This is a genomic window from Streptomyces sp. NPDC006430 (assembly GCF_040612395.1).
Lineage (GTDB): Bacteria > Actinomycetota > Actinomycetes > Streptomycetales > Streptomycetaceae > Streptomyces.
The window spans coordinates 1,818-5,029 of sequence record NZ_JBEXQA010000083.1 but is presented as its reverse complement, the minus strand read 5'-3'; the positions used below and the strand labels follow the sequence as shown (position 1 = coordinate 5,029).

General features: G+C 56.7%; 1 rRNA gene. It reads right to left on the bottom strand.

From position 1 onward, the window contains the following. Positions 1-31: 31 nt before the first annotated feature. Positions 32-3,154: ribosomal RNA gene (locus tag ABZZ20_RS36540) — 23S ribosomal RNA — on the bottom strand. Between the last annotated feature and the right edge of the window lie 58 nt (positions 3,155-3,212).

The window sequence follows — 3,212 nt, the reverse complement described above, 5'->3', positions numbered from 1 at the left end:
TTCAGAACTAACACAGTGGACGCGAGCAACTGAGGACAAGCCCTCGGCCTATTAGTACCAGTCAGCTCCACCCGTTACCGGGCTTCCACATCTGGCCTATCAACCCAGTCGTCTACTGGGAGCCTTACCCTCTCAAGGAGGTGGGAATACTCATCTTGAAGCAGGCTTCCCGCTTAGATGCTTTCAGCGGTTATCCCTCCCGAACGTAGCCAACCAGCCATGCCCTTGGCAGGACAACTGGCACACCAGAGGTTCGTCCGTCCCGGTCCTCTCGTACTAGGGACAGCCCTTCTCAATATTCCTACGCGCACAGCGGATAGGGACCGAACTGTCTCACGACGTTCTAAACCCAGCTCGCGTACCGCTTTAATGGGCGAACAGCCCAACCCTTGGGACCGACTCCAGCCCCAGGATGCGACGAGCCGACATCGAGGTGCCAAACCATCCCGTCGATATGGACTCTTGGGGAAGATCAGCCTGTTATCCCCGGGGTACCTTTTATCCGTTGAGCGACGGCGCTTCCACAAGCCACCGCCGGATCACTAGTCCCGACTTTCGTCCCTGCTCGACCCGTCGGTCTCACAGTCAAGCTCCCTTGTGCACTTACACTCAACACCTGATTGCCAACCAGGCTGAGGGAACCTTTGGGCGCCTCCGTTACCCTTTGGGAGGCAACCGCCCCAGTTAAACTACCCATCAGACACTGTCCCTGATCCGGATCACGGACCGAGGTTAGACATCCAGCACGACCAGAGTGGTATTTCAACGGCGACTCCACCATGACTGGCGTCACGGCTTCAAAGTCTCCCACCTATCCTACACAAGCCGAACCGAACACCAATATCAAACTGTAGTAAAGGTCCCGGGGTCTTTCCGTCCTGCTGCGCGAAACGAGCATCTTTACTCGTAGTGCAATTTCACCGGGCCTATGGTTGAGACAGTCGAGAAGTCGTTACGCCATTCGTGCAGGTCGGAACTTACCCGACAAGGAATTTCGCTACCTTAGGATGGTTATAGTTACCACCGCCGTTTACTGGCGCTTAAGTTCTCAGCTTCGCCCTGTCGAAACAGAGCTAACCGGTCCCCTTAACGTTCCAGCACCGGGCAGGCGTCAGTCCGTATACATCGCCTTACGGCTTCGCACGGACCTGTGTTTTTAGTAAACAGTCGCTTCTCGCTGGTCTCTGCGGCCACCCCCAGCTCACGGAGTAAATCCGATCACCAGTGATGGCCCCCCTTCTCCCGAAGTTACGGGGGCATTTTGCCGAGTTCCTTAACCATAGTTCACCCGAACGCCTCGGTATTCTCTACCTGACCACCTGAGTCGGTTTAGGGTACGGGCCGCCATGAAACTCGCTAGAGGCTTTTCTCGACAGCATAGGATCATCCACTTCACCACAATCGGCTCGGCATCAGGTCTCAGCCTTAATGAGGGACGGATTTGCCTACCCCTCGGCCTACACCCTTACCCCGGGACAACCACCGCCCGGGCTGGACTACCTTCCTGCGTCACCCCATCGCTTACCTACTACAAGTCTGGTTCGTCGGCTCCACCACTTTCCTTTCCCCGAAGGGTCCGGAACGGCTTCACGGACTTAGCATCGCCTGATTCGATATTGGGCGTTTCAAAGCGGGTACCGGAATATCAACCGGTTGTCCATCGACTACGCCTGTCGGCCTCGCCTTAGGTCCCGACTTACCCTGGGCAGATCAGCTTGACCCAGGAACCCTTAGTCAATCGGCGCACACGTTTCTCACGTGTGTATCGCTACTCATGCCTGCATTCTCACTCGTGAACCGTCCACAACTAGCTTCCGCTGCTGCTTCACCCGGCACACGACGCTCCCCTACCCATCACAGCAGGCGTTGGCCCTATTGCTGCAATGACACGACTTCGGCGGTACGCTTGAGCCCCGCTACATTGTCGGCGCGGAATCACTTGACCAGTGAGCTATTACGCACTCTTTCAAGGGTGGCTGCTTCTAAGCCAACCTCCTGGTTGTCTCTGCGACTCCACATCCTTTCCCACTTAGCGTACGCTTAGGGGCCTTAGTCGATGCTCTGGGCTGTTTCCCTCTCGACCATGGAGCTTATCCCCCACAGTCTCACTGCCGTGCTCTCACTTACCGGCATTCGGAGTTTGGCTAAGGTCAGTAACCCGGTAGGGCCCATCGCCTATCCAGTGCTCTACCTCCGGCAAGAAACACACGACGCTGCACCTAAATGCATTTCGGGGAGAACCAGCTATCACGGAGTTTGATTGGCCTTTCACCCCTAACCACAGGTCATCCCCCAGGTTTTCAACCCTGGTGGGTTCGGTCCTCCACGAAGTCTTACCTCCGCTTCAACCTGCCCATGGCTAGATCACTCCGCTTCGGGTCTAGAGCGTGCAACTCAATCGCCCTATTCGGACTCGCTTTCGCTACGGCTTCCCCACACGGGTTAACCTCGCTACACACCGCTAACTCGCAGGCTCATTCTTCAAAAGGCACGCAGTCACGACCCATTGGGTAAACCCAATGAGCGACGCTCCCACGGCTTGTAGGCACACGGTTTCAGGTACTATTTCACTCCGCTCCCGCGGTACTTTTCACCATTCCCTCACGGTACTATCCGCTATCGGTCACCAGGGAATATTTAGGCTTAGCGGGTGGTCCCGCCAGATTCACACGGGATTTCTCGGGCCCCGTGCTACTTGGGAGATGAGCAAGCAAGCCGCTAATGTTTCGTCTACGGGGGTCTTACCCTCTACGCCGGACCTTTCGCATGTCCTTCGACTACATCAACGGTTTCTGACTCGCCGACCGGCCGGCAGACCGATCAAGCTCATTCCCACAACCCCGCATGCGCAACCCCTGCCGGGTATCACACGCATACGGTTTGGCCTCATCCGGTTTCGCTCGCCACTACTCCCGGAATCACGGTTGTTTTCTCTTCCTGAGGGTACTGAGATGTTTCACTTCCCCTCGTTCCCTCCACACTGCCTATGTGTTCAGCAGTGGGTGACAGCCCATGACGACTGCCGGGTTTCCCCATTCGGACACCCCCGGATCAAAGCTCAGTTGGCAGCTCCCCGGGGCCTATCGCGGCCTCTCACGTCCTTCATCGGTTCCTGGTGCCAAGGCATCCACCGTGCGCCCTTAAAAACTTGGCCACAGATGCTCGCGTCCACTGTGTAGTTCTCAAACAACGACCAGCCACCCATCACCCCA